The sequence below is a fragment of the Pseudoalteromonas sp. NZS37 genome (assembly GCF_015864265.1).
Taxonomy (GTDB): domain Bacteria; phylum Pseudomonadota; class Gammaproteobacteria; order Enterobacterales; family Alteromonadaceae; genus Pseudoalteromonas; species Pseudoalteromonas arctica.
In genome coordinates this window covers 1-1,140 of sequence record NZ_JADYXL010000047.1, presented here as the reverse complement: position 1 = coordinate 1,140, position 1,140 = coordinate 1, and the positions used below count along the sequence as shown (strand labels likewise).

Below are 1,140 nucleotides of genomic sequence, written 5' to 3'. Positions count from 1 at the left end.
GGTGATCGTTACGGCAAATTACGACGTGCTGGAATGGCTGGTGGAGTACCACGGCGCCAACTGGTCGTTCGATTGCATCGTCTGTGACGAAAGCACGAAACTCAAGAGCCTGCGCGTCAGCATCCAGACGAGCAAGTCCGGCAAGAAGTTTCTCACCGGCCAAGGGGGCAAGCGCGCCAAAGCCCTGGCCCGCGTCGCGTTGACCCGCGCCACTCGGTTCATCTGCCTGTCTGGCACGCCCGCTCCGAATGGCCTGGAAGATTTGTGGGCGCAGTATTTTTTCTTGGATTCCGGCCGACGCCTCGGAACCAGTTTCACTGCCTTCAGCCACCGCTGGTTCCGCGCCCGCCCGGGAAGCGACCCGCAGAAGCAACAGATTGAACCGCTACCTTTTGCGGACGAACAAATTCGCGCAGCCATCAAAGACATCACCATCGCGCTGGAGGCGCGCGACTACTTTGACTTACCCGAACTCATCGAGAACGACATCAAGGTTGAGATGCCATCGGCCGCCATGAAGCTCTATAAAAAAATGGAGCAAGAAATGTTCGTGGAGCTGGAAGGCAAGCCCATCGAAGCCTTCAGCGCGGCAGCCCTCTCGCAGAAGGTTTTACAAATCGCTTCTGGCGCGCTCTACACCGACGCTGACGGCGCATGGTCGCTGGTGCACGACGCCAAGATCGAGGCGCTGCAGAGCGTGGTCGAAGAGGCAGCAGGCATGCCAGTGCTCTGTGCGTACCACTTCAAGAGCGACCTGGCGCGCATCTTGAAGGCGTTCCCCAAGGCTGTGCACCTCGGCGCCGACCCGAAGATCATCGACCGCTGGAACGCGGGTGAGATTCAAATGCTCGTGGCCCACCCACAAAGCGCCGGCCACGGGTTGAGTCTCCAGCACGGAAGCAACATTCTGTGTTTCTTCTCCAGCAACTGGAGTCTTGAGGCCAGCGCGCAGATGGTCGAGCGCCTGGGCCCCACCCGCCAGGCGCAGAGCGGGTACAACCGCCCGGTGTACGTCCATCGGCTCATTGCGGCCGGAACGCTGGAAGAGGTTGTCGTGAAGCGCCTGCGCACAAAAGCCTCCATCCAAGACGCTCTCATGGAAGCCATGAAAATTTCCCGCTAAAACCCCTCACAACCCCC

Annotated in this window: 1 protein-coding gene; it reads left to right on the top strand. The window is 59.9% G+C overall.

Annotated elements, in window-relative coordinates:
• Positions 1 to 1,123, top strand: a 1,123-nt coding sequence (locus I6F47_RS20305; RefSeq protein ID WP_197184458.1) for a DEAD/DEAH box helicase, incomplete at its 5' end; no start/stop codon positions are given.
• Positions 1,124 to 1,140: the final 17 nt, after the last annotated feature.